At 53.6% G+C, this 19,337-nt stretch carries 17 protein-coding genes; 5 read left to right on the top strand and 12 right to left on the bottom strand.

What is annotated here, in order from left to right; translation table 11 throughout:
- Positions 1 to 50: 50 nt before the first annotated feature.
- The 6 genes from ACZ52Z_RS18180 to ACZ52Z_RS18155 all read right to left on the bottom strand — a co-directional run bounded on the left by ACZ52Z_RS18180 (position 51) and on the right by ACZ52Z_RS18155 (position 4,495).
- On the bottom strand, positions 51 to 491 hold the full coding sequence (locus tag ACZ52Z_RS18180) for a group II truncated hemoglobin (RefSeq protein WP_464268196.1): 441 nt from the start codon (positions 489 to 491) through the stop codon (positions 51 to 53).
- A gap of 380 nt (positions 492 to 871) precedes the next feature.
- Entirely contained in the window at positions 872 to 1,492 is a 621-nt protein-coding gene (locus tag ACZ52Z_RS18175) for an ABC-type transport auxiliary lipoprotein family protein (protein WP_464268195.1), read from the bottom strand.
- Positions 1,479 to 2,375: an MlaD family protein gene (locus ACZ52Z_RS18170; RefSeq protein WP_464268194.1), complete on the bottom strand. Its 897-nt coding sequence runs from the start codon at positions 2,373 to 2,375 to the stop codon at positions 1,479 to 1,481. The genes ACZ52Z_RS18175 and ACZ52Z_RS18170 overlap by 14 nt, the downstream gene beginning before the upstream one ends.
- On the bottom strand, positions 2,365 to 3,132 hold the full coding sequence (locus ACZ52Z_RS18165; protein ID WP_464268193.1) for an ABC transporter ATP-binding protein: 768 nt from the start codon (positions 3,130 to 3,132) through the stop codon (positions 2,365 to 2,367). The genes ACZ52Z_RS18170 and ACZ52Z_RS18165 overlap by 11 nt, the downstream gene beginning before the upstream one ends.
- Positions 3,129 to 4,286, bottom strand: coding sequence for an MlaE family lipid ABC transporter permease subunit (locus ACZ52Z_RS18160; RefSeq protein ID WP_464268192.1), 1,158 nt, complete (start codon positions 4,284 to 4,286; stop codon positions 3,129 to 3,131). The genes ACZ52Z_RS18165 and ACZ52Z_RS18160 overlap by 4 nt, the downstream gene beginning before the upstream one ends.
- Before the next feature lie 20 nt (positions 4,287 to 4,306).
- Complete coding sequence (locus ACZ52Z_RS18155) at positions 4,307 to 4,495, bottom strand: hypothetical protein (protein ID WP_464268191.1); 189 nt, start codon at positions 4,493 to 4,495, stop codon at positions 4,307 to 4,309.
- A 443-nt stretch (positions 4,496 to 4,938) separates the two neighbouring features.
- On the opposite strand from ACZ52Z_RS18155, the gene ACZ52Z_RS18150 reads away from it, so the two are divergent.
- From ACZ52Z_RS18150 to ACZ52Z_RS18140, 3 genes are all read left to right on the top strand, one after another.
- The gene (locus ACZ52Z_RS18150) at positions 4,939 to 5,217 is read left to right on the top strand and encodes a hypothetical protein (RefSeq protein WP_464268190.1); all 279 of its coding nucleotides are present in this window, start codon (positions 4,939 to 4,941) and stop codon (positions 5,215 to 5,217) included.
- A 71-nt stretch (positions 5,218 to 5,288) separates the two neighbouring features.
- Positions 5,289 to 6,269 (top strand): ketopantoate reductase family protein, encoded by a 981-nt coding sequence (locus tag ACZ52Z_RS18145; RefSeq protein ID WP_464268189.1) that lies wholly within the window; start codon positions 5,289 to 5,291, stop codon positions 6,267 to 6,269.
- Positions 6,270 to 6,560: 291 nt separating this feature from the next.
- Entirely contained in the window at positions 6,561 to 7,199 is a 639-nt protein-coding gene (locus ACZ52Z_RS18140) for a DNA-3-methyladenine glycosylase I (RefSeq protein WP_464268188.1), read from the top strand.
- 124 nt (positions 7,200 to 7,323) lie between these two features.
- Here the strand turns inward: ACZ52Z_RS18140 and mobB are convergent, their stop codons facing one another.
- From mobB to fdnG, 5 genes are all read right to left on the bottom strand, one after another.
- Positions 7,324 to 7,950 carry a molybdopterin-guanine dinucleotide biosynthesis protein B gene (gene mobB / locus ACZ52Z_RS18135; RefSeq protein ID WP_464268187.1) on the bottom strand — a complete coding sequence of 209 codons (627 nt, stop codon included), beginning with the start codon at positions 7,948 to 7,950 and terminating at the stop codon, positions 7,324 to 7,326.
- Positions 7,951 to 8,000: 50 nt separating this feature from the next.
- Complete coding sequence (fdhD, locus tag ACZ52Z_RS18130) at positions 8,001 to 9,413, bottom strand: formate dehydrogenase accessory sulfurtransferase FdhD (RefSeq protein ID WP_464268186.1); 1,413 nt, start codon at positions 9,411 to 9,413, stop codon at positions 8,001 to 8,003.
- A gap of 130 nt (positions 9,414 to 9,543) precedes the next feature.
- Positions 9,544 to 10,737, bottom strand: a complete 1,194-nt coding sequence (gene nrfD, locus ACZ52Z_RS18125; protein WP_464268185.1) for an NrfD/PsrC family molybdoenzyme membrane anchor subunit — start codon at positions 10,735 to 10,737, stop codon at positions 9,544 to 9,546.
- A 2-nt stretch (positions 10,738 to 10,739) separates the two neighbouring features.
- Positions 10,740 to 11,579, bottom strand: a complete 840-nt coding sequence (locus ACZ52Z_RS18120) for a 4Fe-4S dicluster domain-containing protein (RefSeq protein ID WP_464268184.1) — start codon at positions 11,577 to 11,579, stop codon at positions 10,740 to 10,742.
- Entirely contained in the window at positions 11,576 to 14,581 is a 3,006-nt protein-coding gene (fdnG, locus tag ACZ52Z_RS18115; protein ID WP_464268183.1) for a formate dehydrogenase-N subunit alpha, read from the bottom strand. Before fdnG ends, ACZ52Z_RS18120 begins: the two co-directional genes overlap by 4 nt.
- A 480-nt stretch (positions 14,582 to 15,061) precedes the next feature.
- Here fdnG and ACZ52Z_RS18110 point away from each other — a divergent pair, with 480 nt between their 5' ends.
- Complete coding sequence (locus ACZ52Z_RS18110) at positions 15,062 to 16,429, top strand: sigma-54-dependent transcriptional regulator (RefSeq protein ID WP_464268182.1); 1,368 nt, start codon at positions 15,062 to 15,064, stop codon at positions 16,427 to 16,429.
- The gene (locus ACZ52Z_RS18105; protein ID WP_464268181.1) at positions 16,426 to 18,402 is read left to right on the top strand and encodes a sensor histidine kinase; all 1,977 of its coding nucleotides are present in this window, start codon (positions 16,426 to 16,428) and stop codon (positions 18,400 to 18,402) included. Before ACZ52Z_RS18110 ends, ACZ52Z_RS18105 begins: the two co-directional genes overlap by 4 nt.
- A 43-nt stretch (positions 18,403 to 18,445) precedes the next feature.
- On the opposite strand, the gene ACZ52Z_RS18100 is transcribed toward ACZ52Z_RS18105, so the two are convergent.
- Positions 18,446 to 19,243, bottom strand: coding sequence for a DUF547 domain-containing protein (locus ACZ52Z_RS18100; protein WP_464268180.1), 798 nt, complete (start codon positions 19,241 to 19,243; stop codon positions 18,446 to 18,448).
- Between the last annotated feature and the right edge of the window lie 94 nt (positions 19,244 to 19,337).

Genomic DNA, 19,337 nt, shown 5'->3' with positions numbered 1-19,337 from the left:
GAAGATTGCAGCTTGGTTATGAGGCGGAATCCAAGCCAAGGTACCAGACCTCAGCTTTTATATACATGCAGCGTACGGTGAAACTGCTGCTGACAAAAACTGCGGATCTTTTCGGCAGGGATCATAAACCGCTCCATCAGTTCACGTTGAACCTCCTCCGCTATTTGCTGCTTTGCTAAGGCCTGTTCCATGCAGGCCAGCCAGGAATCACGCTCCGGGATACCGATATCATACAGCGCATGCACGTCAGTCAGATTGATTCCTGTACCATGTTTCTCTTTATACAGAAACGGGCCACCCAGAAAACCGCTGAGAAACAAAGCGAGGTTCTCCCTGGTAGCATCCAGATCTTTCGGATGCATGTCACGGATTGCTGCTGCTTCCGGTGAAGCTTCCATGATGTCATAGAAACAGTTTGTGAGTTTCCTTATCCCTTCAACACCCCCGACCCTTTCAAACAATCCACCATCATTCGTCTTCCGTGTCTGCACGTTTCTCCTCCGGCATCCTTTCTCTCAACAAAAGGGTCAATATAGGGTCAATATCCCCGTTCCAATAGATTCTCTGCATTTTAAGAACATACAGGGAAGGCAGATAATCTGTTCTCGCTGATAAATCATCCACACCATTACATATCGGACATCGCCCTTTTTGACAAGAATCTGTATCAGCGAAACAACATGCCTTGCCCTCCCCGGGTTTCCCTTGCTCTTGCTCGACGACAACGGGGAATAAGGAATCTCTACAAGAGCTTGATCGAAAAAAGAGACTGCCGTACCCTCCGGCAATAGGAAGAAACAGTGGCTGACTGCCCACTCCTCTTCCCGGGGAGTACAGAAGTTATCAGAAAAAGTTGAGGGTGTGCGCCCCTTCAAAGCTCCATCCCCTGCAGCCATGCGGCGAGGTCATGGGCAACCCTGTTCGACGCCCGGTTGAGCGCGACAGCCCCATCGCCTGCTGCGGGTGCGGAGCTGGGAAACCGGGCGCTAAACGCTCTGGTGGCGGCCACCGAACGCGTTGCGGTGTCGATCAGGTAAAAACGTACATGGACAACCCCTTCCGAGGGGCTGTCCGCATGCACATGATGGCTGAAATCGAGGAGGGTGCTCTCCAGGAGAAAGTCAGCTTGTGCCGCAGATGGAGAGCCGATAACCGCACCAAACCTCCCGCTTGCCTCAAGGGCTGTTTGAAAGAGGAGGGGCAACACCCTCACAGGCGCATCGCTCCACTGACTGTAGGCATAGCTGCTTTGCTGGTACCTGGAAGCGGTATACACCATATCGGTACTGGTAAACATCCGTGGTGCCTGCATGGGTGCCAGTTGAAGAACATGGTCTCTCACTGTATTGGTGCTTGCGGGAAGGGTGATGTTCCCGCTTTGTCCTCCATCAGCAACGATGGTGTAGATATCGCTGGGCGGAATGGTCTTCACGCTGCAGCTGACAAGTGCACAGCAGAGCATTACCGCTGCGATGCCGCTATTTTTCCTCATATCCCCTTTCTCCCGGTCCGGGTTTAGGCTGACTGCGTTTAAACAACAGGTCGCTTGGACTGGCCTGTATGGCTTGGGTTGCACGCTGCAGGTCTCCCACGAGAAGATCCAGGTCGTACAACAGCTGATTGAAGAGTTCAAGGCTCTGTTGCACGTCCTGCCGCAGGTTAAGGCCCAGATCCGTATAGCTTGCCTCCAGACCTTGTGCCGCTGTTTGTATGCTTGCAGAGGCCTCAGCAACCTTTTCAAAAGCCCTGGTCGCCTGCTGCTCCATGACCACTCCGTGGTCAATCAGATGCTGCACCCCTTTCAACTGGGTTCTGACATCGCTGACAAGCAATTTTGTTTCCGCAAGAATGCCCGTAATATTTGCGAGATTATCCTCGTTGAGTATCCGGTCAAACTTAACCATAGCCCGGGTCGATTGCTGTACCAGTTGCTCCAGGGAACCATACATTTGGGTAAAAGTAGAGGGAATAGAAGGAATGACAGGAATCGTGTCGCCTGAGGATTCCAACAGTGGCGCATCGTTACTGCCGCCGCTGAGCTCAATAAAAGCCAGGCCGGTTATGCCAAATGACTTGAGTTGAGCAATGGTGTCGGTCTTGATGGGAGTGCCGTGGACAATCTGCAGATGGAGGACTACCTCCTCGGAGTTCTGAGGATTGATCCCCAACTGCTTGACCGTGCCCACATTCACCCCTTTATATTTTACCGAGGCGTCAGTACTCAACCCTGCAACAGACTCCGTCATATAGACGAGATAGGGGACATACTCCTCTTGGCCTCCATGTTTGCCCAACCAGTAGGCAGAAAGTATCAGCCCAGCCGTCAGCAGTACGACGAATAAACCGACAAATGTATAGTTGATTTTACTTTCCACTTCTGCTCCGTATTTGCCCCCGTGGCCCTCCAAAAAACTGCCTGACAATGGGGTGGGGAGATTGCACGACCTGGTTGAGCGTTCCTTCTGCGATCACTTTTTTTTCGCCCAATACAGCAAAACGATCAACAATGGTCCAGATGGAATCCAGATCATGGGTAACCATAACCACCGTTAATTCGAGAATATCCCGCAGTTCAATAATCAGCTTATCAAACGCCTCAGCGCCGATGGGGTCCAGCCCGGATGTGGGTTCATCGAGAAACAACAGCTGGGGATCCATGGCCAGGGCACGCGCCAGGCCTGCTCGTTTGACCATGCCGCCGCTCAATTCAGCCGGATACAGGCTTGCCGCGTGAGGCGGAAGCCCAACCATGTTTATCTTCATCTGGACCAGATCCTCAATCATGTGTTTCGGCAGGTCGGTATACTCCCGCAGCTTGATGCCGACATTTTCTGCCACGGTGAGTGAAGAGTAGAGGGCTCCTCCCTGGAACAACACTCCCCAATGATGGCGCAGGGAGGCGGCATCCTCACGGCTGATGGCCATAAGGTCGTGCCCGAGCAGAGATATTGCTCCCGACTCTGGACGCAGCAGCATAATCATCTGTTTAAGCAGGGTAGACTTTCCCGAACCGCTGCCACCCAGCAGACCGTAAATTTCGCCCCGACCCACGCTGAGGCTGATGCCGTCATGGATCAAATTGGCGCCAAATCGGGTAACGATATCCGATACAGTGATAATCGTGTCGTTCAAATGCCAAGCTCCGTAAATACCACTGAAAAAAGTGCGTCACAGGCGATCACCAGAAAGATGGCATTGACCACACTGATGGTGGTGTAGCGGCCGATGCTCTCGGTATTTTTTGAGACCTGCATTCCGCGAAAACACCCCACAGTGGCAATCAACCAGGCGAAAAACGGCCCCTTCCCGATGCCCACCCATACATGTTTCACCGCCAATACATTCTGTAGCCGGTTGATAAACTCCGAATAAGAAAGGTTAAGGTGAACATGGGAAATGAACATGCCGGCACCGATGCCGATGATATCAGCAAAAAATATCATCAATGGCAGGGCTATGATCAGGGCAAAAATGCGCGGCAGCACCAGAAAACGATGGGGATCAAAGCCCATGGTGCGCATGGCATCGATCTCCTCGGTTATCTTCATCACGCCTAGCTGAGCCGTATAGGAGGAGCCGGTTCGACCGGCAACCACGATGGCGGTAATGAGGGGGGAAAGTTCCCTGGTAACGGACAGGGCGATCATATCCACGATGAAAATATTGGCGCCGAACTTCTCCAGCTGCACCGCTCCCTGGTAGGCGATTACCACCCCGATAAGAAAGCTGGTCAAGGCCACAATGGGCATGGCCCGCACCCCTGCTTCCTCAATGTTTTTCACAATAGCGCCAAAGCGAATGGTGCGGGGATTCACCAGGGCAAGCAGCAGGTTGACGAAATTCTCCCCAATAAAGGCTAGAAATTCGCGCAGGTCCCTCAGAAAAGCTACGAATCGTCGACCGATCCTGTTTAACGGCGCCAGCAGGCGCAAGACCAGCGCAGTTTGAGCAGCGGGATGTTCGGCAGCATACCGGTATACCAGCTGATAAATTTTTTCCTGCTCCCTGGTTGCCCCCGTCACCTCAATGGAACACTGGTTTGCCCGCAGCGCATTACAGGTCCGAATAAACAGCAGCATACCGGCGGAATCTACTCGGCCCGTGTCCGTCACATCCCACCTGACAGTGACATTTCGACAGCTGTCGGTAAGCTCACCCAGCAAAACAGCAGCATCGTGGAGGGTATCCATGGTCCAGTCGCCCGAACTTTTCAACCGCACCGTACGCTCTCCGTTCTCGCAGGGCAGCCTTTCCACCGTGGCATATTGTGCGTGCGTGGCATGCATCAGCTTCCCATCCGTTTATTTCAGGACCACGCTGCAGCGCTTGAGCCGCTGCAGGTTGAGGGCAGTACAGAAAACGAAACGGTGTGCCAACCGGAAGAGTGGTAGGAAGCAAAGCTGAAGGGGGCAGCGGTGAAGGGTCGGCGAACAACCAACCAGACACCATTGCGGCTGGACAGGAGAAAGAAGACCGCATGTACCTTTCTGTGCATCTGTGCTCATCATCGTGTGCACCCTGGGTGGCAATGGGATGTGGCAGAAACGATACCGACTCTCAGTTATTATAGCAATTCAGCGCACCGATTACCGGAAAAAAATTGCCTCAACAGGAAAACATTTCTCCTTAGAATCACTCGTCTAATTGAGCAGCCTGGGCGCCTGTATGATGCGAGGGGGAAGGAGGAGCACACCTGAGACGACATCAGCCTGGTGGAGGATGTAGCCACCGACAACACAGCCGGACCTGTGGCCGCCTTCCCGGCGCACCACGGATTGTTGGATTACAGGGAGGTGGTGGTTCGCCAAGGTCGCTTTGATCGGTAAAAAAAGGTGATGACGCACAAATACAGCAACGATACTGGGCCATATCCGCGTGGATGTTTATGGTTAATCTATACTCCTTATGTATTTCCTTTCCTTAGTTTGTGGAGTGGATATGGAAACCTTTACCAACAAAGACCTTGTGTATACATACACCTGGTCCGACTACGCGGAAGATGATCCCAGGGTCTCCGGAATACCCGACACAACGCCCTTTAACAGAAAAGAAGGATGGCAAGTACTCTATATCATCAACCATCTGACGGATCACTTGGCATGGGACGTTGACAGCTTCGGGAAAAAAATAGAAAAAATGATCCACGATCGACTTCCACAAGAAATCAGTAATCAAAAGGATACGATACAGTGGATTAAAGACAACTGGAAGCGTTGAACAGTGTGCAGGGCGCTCCACCTCGCGCCAGGTCGGTCACGTGTGCAGCCTTTTTGCTTGGAGCATTCCTAATGAAAACCCTCATTTTTGGCGCCGGTCCTCTGGGATCTGTGTACGGGCACCTGCTGCACGAGGCAGGCAGGGATGTGACCGTCCTTGCCCGCGGCAATCGCTACGACTGGCTCATAAAAAACGGGCTGATTGTACAAAATGAACTTACGGGGATGATCGGTTCATCGCGTATCAAGGTGGTGGACAAACTCAAACCCGATGATGAGTATGATCTGGTGATCGTTCTCGTCAGAAGAAATAAGCTTTGCCCTGTATTCGAGATTCTCGCCGCGAGCCCAGGGATAAAGAATATCCTGTTCATGGGGAACAACACACTGGGTTTTGATGCGTACACAAAGCGCTTGCCGGTAGAGAAGATACTTTTCGGCTTCCCCGGCGTGGGTGGCGGAATTCACGGCCAGGTCGTCCACTATGCCGATCGAATAAAACCCAACCGGAACCGGCGAGCCGTAATCATTGGCGAAATCGATGGTCAGAGCAAGGAAAGAACGCTAGCGGTCAAAGCCCTTTTTGCAACTGCTGGAATTCCGGTCAACCTGACCACAGATATCGACGGATGGCTCAGATACCATGTCGCACTGGTCAATCCGCTGGCCGGCGCCCTCTACAGGCATCACTGCGACAACTATCAGACCGCAAAAGACAAGGATACGCTGTGTGCATTAGTCCGTGCGGCCAAAGAGGGCGGCCGCGTACTCAGGGCCCTCGGATTCCTGAAACGCCAGCCTTTTGAATTCAATCTCTTCTACTGGCTCCCGGAGTTCATGAACAGGGTGGCGGTAAAAAAGTTACTTGAGAGCAAGTTCGCAGAGGTGGCCTTTACCATGCACGCGAAGGCTGCCCGAGACGAGATGGAAAACCTCGCTCGCGATTTCCAAACACTGATTGCAAAAACGTCCATTGATACCCCTAATATCGACATGCTGACAAACTTCATCACCAGCAATGGGCAAACCGAATCACCGGGGTGCAGGGGATGAAGAAAATGGTCCCGATGCTATGAAGTGCAGCAAAAGAACACAGGTTTACCGGGTAACACGTCTCAGTTCACCTTTGACGTTTCAATTGCGTTAATCTGCTTCGCCCAAACGCCTCGAACCTGTACCGTTAGTGGTGTGTTCATGCAATACTCTTCAGCGATCCATTGATGTGCTGGCTGATCTGCTTCCCCACGCACTGGAGCGCTCGAGTGAATGCAGAGTAAACAGACACTGAAATCACCTACCATGCACACTACCGAAAAATCTTTCCAACGGGCGGAGGAGCGGCCAATGACCGAAACAAACACAACGTACCTTGTTACAGATGAAAGTGGATTTTCCAGGTGCTGGTGGGGGCATGAACCTGCGGATTACCGTGCCTACCACGATGAAGAATGGGGCTTTCCGGTTGCTGATGACTTCAAGCTGTTTGAAAAAATCTGCCTGGAGGGATTCCAATCGGGCCTCTCCTGGCTGACCATACTTCGAAAGCGTGAAAATTTTCGAGAGGCATTCGCTGGTTTCGATTTTTACAAAATTGCTGCCTTTGATGGTGATGATATCGCTCGCCTCCTCGGCAATGCCGGCATCATACGGCATCGTGGGAAAATTGAGGCAACCATTACCAACAGTCGCCGAGCGCTTGAAATCGTCGATGAGTTCGGTAGCCTGGCAACGTATATCTGGCGCTGGGAACCTGCATCCCGCGAGCCTGGAATGGGGAAAAAAGACAGCGAGGCCCCTATCCCAAGCATTACCAGGACCTCACAGTTACTCAGCAGGGACCTGAAAAAACGCGGCTGGAAATTTTTCGGTCCAACCACGGCATATGCCTTCATGCAGGCTGTGGGACTGGTGAATGATCATGTGGATGGATGCGCTTTTCGGAAGGGTGTGGAACAGGCGCGAAAAGACTTTCAACGCCCATAGCAACTTCGCGCACGAGGAGTTACGGGACGCACCACAAAAAGTGGTGCCGATGTGGTGGCACACGAGATGGCCTTTTTCCGGTTTCATCAGCTGCGATGGCAGTCCCTGCAACGGCTGGTTTGCCTCAGGTAATGGACAAGTGCCGGAGAAGAAAATCGACGATAAGCACCGGCTGATTCAGGTCCAGTTGCGGGACATCGACCTCTATTTCACCATCAGTGACAACGGCAATCAGGTTCGGGTCGTGATTCTCCCCGCGACAAAGCAGCACACCACGGTGCTGGTGGCGATGGATTTCAATTTTCGGTAAACCAACCCTTTTGAACCCTTCGATCAGAATAATATCAACATCAGGAAAATAGGTTGTCAGCATCTCCTCGAATGTCGGTGCTTGCCGGACCTGTTTGACCAGTGCCAGTTTATTGTCAGCGCTGATAAGCATGCTGTCCGCACCGGCCTCGGAAAGGCGATGGCTGTCTTTACCGGGGCGATCGATTTCAAAGTTGGGGGGACCATGTTTGATGGCACCTACTGTATAACCACGTTTTTTTAACTCGGCGATCAACCTGGTCAGCAATGTTGTTTTACCGGCCCCGGAGCGGGCAATAAAAGAGACAGCCGGTGGATGCTGACTGACGAGTCGTTCTTGAGCCATGAGCGGAGTATTGGCGTCGAGCAGCGAAACATTTTCGGTGGCCGGTCGAGGTGCTGAATGGGTCGCCAGATCGTTGGCCTGATGCAGGTTGGGCATATAATTTTCCTTCGTCAAGAAATACCCGTCACCGAGATGAGGAACCCCTTTTAATTGTTGCCCTGTTTCAGCTGCGGCTGATCCGTGTCGATCACTGCGCCACGCAGACGGAAATAATCCTCAGGCGTATTGATATTCTGAAAGCTTTTTTCTTCAGGATCAATACGGCGAATATCGCTTGCCGGTAGCTCAACCTTTTCCACCTTGTCAAAAAAAGCTATGATGCGTTTGACGCCGGCGTCAAGGACCTGCTCCATCGCTGGTAAACATTTTTTACTATACAGTGCGTGCAAAGGTTCATGTCCGTTACTGCTGTACGGGATCACGACATCTCCCTGATCAGCACGTGCACAAATTTGTTTGACCACCGCTGGAGAAATGAATGGCATATCACATGCAGCGACGAAGATTTTCTCACTCTTGGCATGGGACAAGCCGGAATGCAATCCTGCGAGCGAGCCTTGCGCATAGTAGATATCCGGAACTTTACGACAGGGGATTTCTTTGTAGAGGTCGGGGGTGTTGGTGACGATAATGACCTCATCAAAAAGGCCGATCATGCGCCGATAGACCTGATCGATGAAACGCGCGCCGGCAAGCGGCAGCAGGGACTTATTACTGCCCATACGGCGACTCTCCCCACCGGCCAGGATGACCCCGGTAACGCCGCTGATTCGCTCTCCGGCGTTGTTGACCAACAGTTGCTGCGGGTGGGTGTAAATATCCATATTCTGTCCACGCACATACCCGACCAGGGTGATGCCGGCCTGCTCGCAGAGGGCAACGGCTTTATCAGTTGGCGAGGTGCGTGAAGCGATCAAGCCTACCCCGAGTTTTGCCGCCTTGGCAACCATTTCGGTGGATACTCTTCCGGAGGTGACCAGCATTTTGTCCTGCAGGTCAATGTTGCGGATCAAGGCCTCACCAGCCACTCGATCAAAGGTATTGTGGCGGCCGATATCCTCGGCGTGGAGCAGCAGCATTCCGTTCCGGTCGCCGACGGCTGCGGAATGGATACCGCCATGGCTGCGGTAACGCTCGGTCAGGTCGTTGAGTTCCTTCATCAACTGCAGCAGCGCGCGCGTATCGTAGTACCGCGGCCGGTGCTTGCTCTCGTCGAGCAGCCGGGTTGGGAGTTTGTAGGCGATTCCGGTACCGCAGCCGGAGGTCAGGGTCGGCTGCAACCGCTCCGGCAACTTGCCATTCAGGTATACTTTGGCCAGGCCGTATGTATCGCAAACATCAAGCGATTCAATATCGTCGAGTGATTGGATAAACCCCTGCAAGTGGAAAAAACCGATCAGCAGAAATTCAAGCTGGTGCGGGGAACAAACCAAAGTCGCCAGTTCGCGACCATTGACCTGCAGACGCAGAGGGTATTCAGTGACGGTATGACGTTGAAGGTGTTCACTGCGGCCCTGTCTAACGCGAACAATTCCATGTGCCTTGTTATTATGCATCATGAACCCATTGGATAATTTTTTTACCTAATATGCCTTTGTTCCTGTGGTACTTTCCTCCACGCATTGGCCATGCGGTGGAGGAAAGTGGTCAGTGGTACCGAAGACCTGTCCGGTCTTCGGTAAAAAGGGATCATGCCCCTTTGGGAACGGCGTCGTCGATTTTGCCAAACGAGTCGGGTATGGAGTAATCAACAGTTTCGGGATGATGCTCGAAGATCGGGAAGTACTTAGCGATCAGCACGAAGAACAGGACATGTGCGGTAATGATGCCAATGGTCACTATGGATTCAATAATGGATGGATAGTATATATGGGTCGAATCCATCATGCCGAACATGGAGACGTTGAAACGATTGAGTACCAGGCCGAAAATCACCAGCAGAGCGGCGTGCGACCGGAGGCGATCGTCGTTGCGGACCGTGTTGCTGATGAACATGCAGAAGGGAAGGATAAAGCCTATGCCAAACTCCAGCACAAACAGCAGGGTCAGGGTCGGATTATCGAAAAGTGGTGTTTCCGACAGCGCCAATAGAGAGTAGATGCGCAGCGCTATGTATAGACCGAGGGTGAATGGCAGAATTTTCGCTAGTGTGCGCAACAGCACGCCCTCGTTCGGCTGGCCCATCCATTTATGGGTGGCGGTTGCTTCGAGGATGATAATACACATGCCGCTGCAGATGGCGCTGACCCAGAAGAGCAAGGGCAGCAGCGGGTTGTACCAGAGGTTGTGCAGTTTATCGACGGCGATCAGGAAAAACGTACCCAGTGACGATTGATGCAGGGTCGAGATTGCCGCAGCAAGGATGACCAGCGGCATTTCCAGCCAACGCAGAATGCGCAGAGGGATATGCCAGCCGAATTTTTCTGCCACCGGCGAGAGAAATTCAAGGAACAGTACGGTGGTGTAGGCCATGACGCACATGGAGACCTCGAACATCGGCGAGTGCAGGTTCCAGTAACGCAGCACGTGCCAGCCTTTGTGCGGTTGCCCCAGGTCGAGAAGCAGACCGACACAGACCAGTGAATAGCCGAGAAAACCGGTAACAATCGCCGGACGAACAAGCGGTTCGAGTTTCTTGATATGAAAGCAGTGGACGATTGCCCCCAGAGTGAAGGCCCCGGCTGCCAGCGGGACGGCGGTGACCACGTCGAAAGAGACCCAGAGTCCCCAGGGATAGGTATCGTCCATATTGGTGGTGGCGCCCAGACCGAAGACAAAACGGGCCATTGCGGCCACACCGCTCAGGGCAACGATGAAAATCATGAATTTGATGAATCCGTGATATCCCTTGACTTCATTTATAATAACGCGAGCTGTTGACATCGTTACTCCTCCTTCTTTTCAGCAGGAGTCTCGACCTGCTCGACGGTTGCATTTTTCTTCATCAGCCGTTCACGACGGTGAGTTATCCAGGAAAGGGCTGAAAGGGTGCCGCCCACGGCGAGAAACGACGCAGGGACAAAACGCAGTGCCTGCCAGGTATACTCGGGCAGAGGGCGCTGGGTGACGTCTTTGAAGCCCAGTTCGTTAAAGGGCAGATTGGTCAGGTAAAGGACCGTTGTGCCACCCGCTTCCTCCAGGCCGTAAATTTTGCGGATGTACTTGTCCGGATGATTTGCAAGCCGTTCCTCAGCGATCTTGACCATCTCCTCCCGAGGACCGTAGGTGATAGCGGTCGGGCAGGCGGTGGCGCAGGCCGGCTGGAGCCCTTCCTTGATCCGGCTGTAGCAGCCGGTACACTTTCTGACCAGCGGCAGCCCTTTGCTCCATTCGTATTTGGGAACACCGAACGGACAGGCGATCATACAGAAACGGCAGCCGATGCAGCGATCCGCTTTGTAGATGACCGGCCCTTCGGCGGTCTTCTCAAACGCGTTGACCGGGCAGACCGAGGCACAGGCCGGATCATCGCAGTGCATGCACATCTCTTTGTAAAAAGCGAACTCGTTCTGACCGTTTTTCTGATAATCGCGGAACTTGATGCGGGTGAACGTATACTCTGACATTGCCGGCGGATTCTGGTACCCTTCACCGGTGAAAAACTCCGTCTCCTCCGCTTCCAGCTGATTCCACTGCTTGCAGGCGACCTGGCACCCACGGCAACCGGTACATTTTGTCAGGTCAATCAGAAAGGCATTCTGTTTGGGGCTCTTGTTGCTGCTCATGACTTGATACCTCCTTTCTCAATATTGCAGAGGAAGGCTTTGTACTCCGGAATGGTCGTATTGGCACAGCCGACCGCTGCGGTCAGGGTGTTGGCAGTACCACCGGTGGCCATGCCGTTAAAACCGAAATGCCATGGCATGCCGACCTGTTCAACCAGTTTGCCCTGCACGCGCAGCGGCTTGATCCGTTCGGTGATCAGTGCTCGTGCCTCAATCTGCCCCCGCTCTGAACTGACGGTGACCATATCGCCGTTTTTCAGGCCCTTCCATTCAGCCAGCTGCTCACTGATCTCGACAAACATGTCAGGAACCAACTCAACCAGCCAGGGCAGGTTGCGGGTCATTGCACCGGCCTGCCAGTGTTCAGAGACCCGGTAGGTGGTGCCGACGTATGGATACCTGCCGCTGTTGTCAATCTTTCCGGGAACAGATACCGCCGGGTTGCACTGCTGTCCGGTCATGGCGTTGGCAACCGGGCTCTCCATTGGTTCATAGTGCTCGGGGAGAGGCCCGTCAGCCAAGCCGGCTGCGAACAACCGCCCATAGCCTTCGGGTATCATGATGAATGGCGACTTGGTACCATCTTCGCTCATTGGTACCCACCCGCCGTCTGGCACATCGCCTTCCCATTTGCGGGTCAGTTTATTCCAGCTGATAACCGGCTTTTCCGGATTCCAGGGGCGACCATTAACATCCACTGACGCGCGGTTGTAGAGCACTCGCCGGTTGACAGGCCAACACCAGGCCCAATCGTGGTAAAACCCCATTCCGGTCGGATCCTCCAGCCCGCGGCGCATCATCTTGTTGCCCTCCTCGGTGTAGGAGTTGCAATAGAGCCAGTTACCGCTCGAGGTTGAACCATCCGCCTGCAGGTAGGCGAAGCTTGGCACCTGTTGCCCTTTTTTGAACGCCTTGCCTTTGATCACCACATCACGGGTGAATCGGCCGTTGCACTCGCGCGCGACCAGGTCGATATCCGGCTCATGGCCGTCACCATAGTTCCAGGCCAGATCGACGATAGGATCAGGAAAAACACCGTCCTTGCTGTACAGCTCTTTGAGACGTTTGACCCACTGGTCAACGATATAGGCGTCGCTCTCAGCGTGGCCGGGCGGATTGACTGCTTTGTAGCGCCATTGAGCCCAGCGACCGGAGTTGGAAATAGATCCTTCCTTTTCCACCGAAGAAGCGGCCGGCAGCAGGAATACCTCTGTATCGATATCTTTTGGATCGACTCCAGGACGTTTCCAGAAGACCGAACTTTCGGTTTCCCACAGATCCACGGCGACCAGCCACTTGAGGTTATCCATCCCCGAGGCAATAGCATTGACATCCGGGCCACCAACGATCGGATTGGTTCCCATGAAGATCATTCCCTCGAAACCTCCGTGCTGCAGACGTTCCATCAGTCTGATGTAGGAGTAATTGCCACTGCGTTTAGGAAGGTAATCGTAGCAGAAATCATTTGCTTCAGTGGCAGCATCTCCCCAGTAGGCCTTGAGCAGGCTGGTCATGTACTTGGGGGTGTTGCTCCACCAGTTGGCGCTCTGGGAATCGCTAGTCTGCGGGGTCCACTTGGCGTTGTATGCCGCCAGGTCCGCATTGTCGTATGTCGGCACTTTCAGGTAGCCGGGCAGGATATGGTAGAGGATCGCATAATCGGTCGATCCCTGGACGTTGGACTCACCACGCAAGGCGTTTATTCCACCGCCGGCCAGACCAATGTTGCCGAGCAACAGCTGCATCATAGCGTAGGAACGTACGTTCTGGGTCCCGTGGGTGTGCTGGGTGGTGCCCATGGCGTACATGATGGTCGCTACCTTGCCGGCTTTATGCGTCGAAGCGAGGGTGCGGGCCACTTCCATGTAGCTCTGCACTTCGGTTCCGGTGATCTCACACACCTTTTCCGGAGTGTAGCGGGCGTAGTGCTTTTTCATCAACTGGTAGACAGTGCGCGGGTGCTGGAGACTATCGTCACGTTTGGCCATCCCGTTATCGTCCAGCTGATAGGCCCAACTCTCTTTATCGTAGCTGAAATTTTCAGCGTCATAGCCGGAGAAAATGCCATCGTCAAATGCAAAATCTTCGCTTACCAGGAACGCCGCATTGGTATAATTGACCACGTAGTCTTTGTGAATCAGATCATTTTTGAGTACGTAGTTGATCAAACCACCCATGAAGGCGATATCGGTCCCGGGGCGGAGCTGGGCATAAAGATCCGCCTTGGACGAGGTACGGGTATAGCGTGGATCGACGGAGACCAGCTTGGCGCCTTTGTCCATCGCCATCTCCACGTATTTGAAGGAAATGGGGTGGTTCTCTGCAGGGTTTGAACCGATGCACACGATGACATCGGCGTGCTGGATATCATTCCAGTGGTTGGTCATTGCTCCACGACCGAATGTAGCCGCCAGACCGGCGACAGTTGCGCTGTGTCAGATGCGCGCCTGGTGTTCGATATAGCCGACCCCCATGGCACGACCGAACTTGCCAAGCAGATAACACTCCTCGTTGTCCAGCGCAGCAGCACCGATCATGGCCATGCCTTCGTTGCGGTTAACGGTGTAGGTCTTACCGTCGATCTCTTCCTGCTGGACAAAATTACGGTCACGGGTTTCCTTCATCAGCTGGGTCATGCGCTGCATTGCCCAGTCCCAGGATTTTTCCTCCCATTTTTTACTGCCTGGTGCGCGGTATTGAACTTTTGTCAGACGGCGTTCGTTGTTGGCCACCTGAAACAGGGCACTACCTTTGGAACAGAGCGATCCCCTGTTGATTGGGTGTTCTGTATCGCCCTCGATGTTGACGATCTTGCCGTTCTTGGTATGGACGATCATGCCGCAACCGACCGCACAATAGGGGCAGACGGTAGTGCTGGTCTTCAACCCTTTGGTGCGCAACTCCGGGGAGTCAACACTCGCACTGGCCGCTTTACCGGTCAATGCAACGGTGCCAGCCGTTAGTGCGCTCCCTTTTAAAAAATTACGTCTCGAAATTCCCATTCTTTTCTCCCCTCACGTGGAATTGTTACTGGAAAATTAGAAAATAATTAAAAATGGATTATCAGTGTTAGGCAAAGGGCATACCAAGCCGTATGCTTTTTGTTGATGGAGCTGAAGGTGCTGGAAAAAAGAAAAAAAGTTTCTGTTTTCTGTCCAGAAACGAAAGATGGGCTGCGTCTACTTTCGGCAGGAGCCCTGCTCCATTCTGTCCGTCGCCGGACAGGAATACCCACTTTGATCAGGTTGGACAGGAAAGGCGGACGGGAAGCTCTTTGGACTAAACCATTTCTATTCCATGAGCAGGCGAATCCCCGAGAAGGTGTGTAAAATATCTGTATCTTTCAGTGGACGATTGCCCAAACCGTTAATCTGGTTATACTCCTTTGAATAAACGAAAGTGGCGTGTACCTTGCCTCAAACAAAACGCATGGTCTGAACCCGGCCGATGGCGGACACTCGTTGATACATGACAGAGAGGCTATGACGACAAAAATATTGATCTGTGATGATGAACAGGGGATGCGGCGTTACCTCAGCAAAATGCTGAAGAACTGGGGGTACCAGGTCGAAAGTTTTGCCGATCCGTTATTCCTGCTCAAGAGCCTGGAGAAAGGTGATGGCGATGCCGATCTGTTGCTGCTTGATGTAAAAATGCCGCAAATGGATGGTATAGAAGTCCTGAAACAGTTGCAGCTGAAGAGACCGCAACTGCCGGCCATCATCATGACCGGACATGGCACCATAGAGTCAGCGGTCGAGGCGATGAAGGTCGGTGCCTATGATTACCTGACCAAGCCCTTCCCGCAGGAAAAACTGTTTGCCGTGGTCAAACACACCCTTGAACAGCATCGCCTTCGCGAAGAGAACAGTTCCCTGAAAAAAGAGCTGCAGGAACAGAAAGTCCCTGCCGACCCGATATTTTGCAGCGATACCTTTCGTCAGGCCTATGAGTTGGCGCTCAGTGCTGCTGACAGCGATTTAAGCGTCCTGGTATTGGGAGAGAGTGGTACCGGCAAGGAGCTGGTAGCCGCCGCTATCCATTATACCAGCCCGCGTAAAGGCAGTCGTTTTCTGGCCCTGAACTGCGCTGCTTTAGCGGAGACCCTGCTGGAAAGCCAACTGTTTGGTCACGTCAAGGGCGCGTTTACCGGAGCAGTTCAGGCGCAGAAGGGGTTGCTTGAAGAGGCTAATCAGGGAACCCTGTTCCTCGACGAGGTCGGGGAACTGAGCCCGCCGCTACAGGCCAAGTTGCTGCGAGTACTGCAGGAGGGAGAGTTTATCCCGGTCGGTTCGACCACCATCAGGAAGGTCGATGTCCGCTTCGTCGCCGCCACCAACAAGGATTTACAGCAGGAAGTCGCTGCCGGGACATTCCGCGAGGATCTGTTCTATCGCCTCAACGTCTTTCCTGTGGAGCTGCCGCCGCTGCGAGAACGCAAAGAAGATATTGAGCCCCTGGCTGCGCATTTCCTGAAAAAAATCGCCAAAAAGACCCGACGCACAGTGATAGGCATTGATCCTAAGGCATTGGCGGCGATGAAAAGGTATAGTTGGCCCGGGAATGTGCGTGAGTTGGAAAACGTTATGGAGCGCTGCTCAATTATCGCCCGTGATCAGGTGATCATGCCTGCACACTTGCCGTTTACCAGCCAGCCGCCGCAGCCGGAAGATGACCAGGCGTTGCCCCTTAACCTGCGCGAGACAGAGCGGTTGCAGGTTACTCGTGCACTTCGGCAAACCAAATGGAACAAAAAACAGGCAGCGAAACTGCTCGGGGTGACACGCAGGACCATCGATCGAAAAATAAAGGAATTCGATCTAAACCAAGACGAGTTACTCGACGCATGACCAGCCCTTTCTCCTACGGTTTCTACTCGATTCGCAGTAAACTGACGCTGGCTATTGTAACACCACTGGTGCTCATTTTGGTACTGGTGGCGCTTGCCGCTTCCTTTCTGATCAACGCTTCAATCGTCGAGCAGACCCAAAAGCAAATCCGTAATGATCTGAACGCCGCGCGAACTGTCCTGGAACGGGAACAGCAACGGTTGTACGAAGTAGTGCGCTTTACCGCCCGATCATTGCCCCTGAGCGGCACCTCGAAGAGCGCAGACCCTGCCGCTCTCGGCACCCTCCTCAGTGAAATCCGGCAGCAGGAACAGCTGGACATCCTCAATATAGCCAATCCGCAGGGGAAATTACTGCTGCAGGCCGGCGTTGAGCAGGTGCCACGCGCCGCCGATTTTGTCCTCAGAGCCCTGGCCGACGGGCCCTACCAGGGGATGGTATTGCTGAGTGAAACGGAAATGGAACACGAAAGTCAGGAGCTGGCTCTGCGTGCTCAAATTGACGGCCCTGCAGCCGGGGGTAAGCCGCTGGAGCGGCGTGGCATGTTCCTGGTTGCAGCTGTCCCGCTGCTTGATCGGTCTGGTCTGCCTGTCGGCTGTCTCTACGGCGGGGTGATGCTCAACAATAATGTGGTCCTGGTCGATCGAATCAGCGAACTGGTATACGGTCAGGACACCTTTGAAGGGGTTGCCGTTGGCAGTGCCACCATTTTTCTTAAAGAATTACGGGTGGCCACCACTGTACGCTTGAAAAGTGGTGAACGCGCTATAGGTACCAAGATTTCCCCCCGGGTGGCCGAGGCAGTATTAGAACGAAAGGAAATCTGGCTCGACCGGGCACTTGTGGTCAATGAATGGTACCTCACCGACTACGAACCGATTATGAATGACAGGGGCGAGGCGATTGGTGCACTCTATGTCGGTATGTTGGAGAAACCGCTGGTTGCGGTAAAAAACCGTGCCTTCCTGACCCTTTTTGGATTGCTGATTGTAGGTAGCCTGTTCGGCGGTCTGCTGGCTGGTTGGCTTGCCCAGCGATTATCCAAACCTGTTCTGGCCTTGGCTCGCTCTGCGGAAAAAATCGCCAGTGGCCAGCGAGATGTGTCTTTACCGGTGGCCGGTCATGACGAGATCGGACACCTCACCACCGCTTTTGCCAAAATGACCAACGCCCTGCGAGTCAGTGACCTGGAACTGCAGGAGCTCAATCGCCAATTGGAAAAAAAAGTTGCCCAGCGAACTTCGCAGCTGGAAGAAAAAAGCCTGGAGCTGATTCAAACCCAGGAACAACTGCTGCACCAGGAGAAATTGGCGGCAATAGGCTCGCTGGCATCCGGGGTGGCCCACGAGATCAATAACCCGGCGGCAATTATCCGTGGCAATGTTGAAATTCTGCAGATGGGCCTGGCGGCCGACGCCGGCGAACAAGAGGAGCTGGCCGAGATACTGAAACAGGTTGAACGGATTTCGCTGATCACGCGAAATCTGCTCAGCTCATCCAGGGAGCAGGACCTCGACCTGGAGCCAGTGCCCATACCTGACCTGCTGGATGACATCCTTGACCAGCTCAGCCATCACGCGCCGATGGCCGGAATCGAGATTAAAAAAAGCTTTGCTACGCAGCTGCCTGCTGTCGAAGGGGATCGCGAGCGATTGCGGCAGGTGTTCACCAATATTCTGCTCAATGCGGTGCAGGCCATGGCAGGGAAAGGAGAACTGTGTTTGTCCGGGAGCGCCCATGGGCAATGGGTGCGGGTAAAGGTGGCCGACACCGGACCAGGTATCAACGAGACAGTTCGGGGAAAAATTTTCAATCCTTTCTTTACCACCAAAAGCGACGGTACCGGCCTGGGGCTCTCAGTCTCTTACGGGGTTATTCGGGCCCACGGCGGCTCAATCACCGTCTCCTCCAGCGAAGGACAAGGCACTGTTTTCCAGATCGACTTGCCGCTTAAGCGGAGGTTTACTCATTGATTTTGCCGGTACTGCCAACAACGCGTAATTAATGCTCCTCCTTTCAGCGTACGTCATTGAGACGCCAATCATAGTCAAAGAAGGTAATGGGTACCTTACCGGCAACGACCGCATCAGCCTGCTGCCGGTCCAGCCCAAGACTTTGGCGGTAACGAAAGAAAAATGTCGGCAGCGAGTCAACCCCCTGCCAGCCGCGCTCAAAATCCTCGCGATACCATTTAAAAATGGAGCTTACCTGCAGACGGCCGTCTACCAAGCGATTCCTCGTACGGTCAGCGAGAAACAGACCAGTTACCCGCTCAAGCTGAGCGTCTAAGGCTGCGCCTGCATAGGCATGATTTGCCAGAGCCGGGCAGCCGATACTTGCACAGTTGACCGCGAAATGGATGCGTGGCTCATTGTACCGCCCCGATTCTCTGATGAGGCCGTGCTCAATGTCATCGAGCGACAGCTGTTCGCCGAACAGGGGGATGAACTGTTTTTTCCATGGCGAACGGAACAGCGACCCCAGGTCTTTAATCGATTCCAAGTCAGGGTATTTGCTCAGTATCAATTTGACGGTCCACGCGTTGTAGGCATTGATCAGAAAGGCGAGTTGTTCCTCCTGGGACCACTGCGCAAAGGATGCCCGGCTGACCGCGCCCAGTGCATCGAGGTATTGATCAAGTTTTTCCTCGTCAACAGCCATGCCCCGATAATCAACCTGGCTCGCCTGGCCCTGGTTGATCAACTGTACATGCTCGCCAAGCAGCCGGTCCCATATCTGGTGATCGAAGGACGCCTCAACTCCGGTAACAGGCGCCATCATCAACAAAACGGTCAACATCAGGACACGCATCATGATCTCCCTCCTCTTTGAGAGCTATGGTATTTTTCCTGGGCGGCCAATAGCTTGACGATAGACAAACGGGCTTCGGCACGCTCAGTCCAAGCTG

The organism is Desulfogranum aggregans (genome assembly GCF_055398265.1).
This window is presented reverse-complemented; position numbering and strand designations above follow the sequence as displayed.